This is a genomic window from Polaromonas sp. P1_G2 (assembly GCF_056405515.1).
The window spans coordinates 1-408 of sequence record NZ_JBFUBY010001404.1; the positions used below are offsets into that span (position 1 = coordinate 1).

Sequence of the window (408 nt, forward strand, 5' to 3'; positions counted from 1 at the left end):
AGGCCATGGTCGGCGGCGGCGCGGAAGAGGCTGTCGAGCTGGACGGCCAGATCGGGGGTCATTTTCGGAACCCCGCCCAGCAGCCCTGCATGCCGGGCGACGACCGAAACCAGGTCGTCGAAATAGGCCTGGTCGACCATCAGATCGAGGGGGAAGAGCGCCACAGCCTGAAGCGCGATCTTGTCTTTCCAGGTTTCGCGTAGCGTGTCGAAGACTTCGAAGGAGATGCTATGCTGCGGCGCGATGCTGTCGAGATGGGTGCGGAGCAGATGCGTGCCGTGCGCATAGGCCGAACGGAGCGAGAAATCCATGCGTTTCGCCACGTCTTCGGCCGACCAGCGGGTCTCACGGTCGGCGCCGACTGCGTCGAGCGCGCCCATGAACGTGCCGTCCGGATTGGCCTTGCGC

Annotated in this window: 1 pseudogene; it reads right to left on the minus strand. The window is 65.0% G+C overall.

Going from position 1 to position 408, the window contains the following annotated elements:
* Positions 1-408: pseudogene (locus AC1D0P_RS30785) on the minus strand (hypothetical protein); the annotation flags it as partial.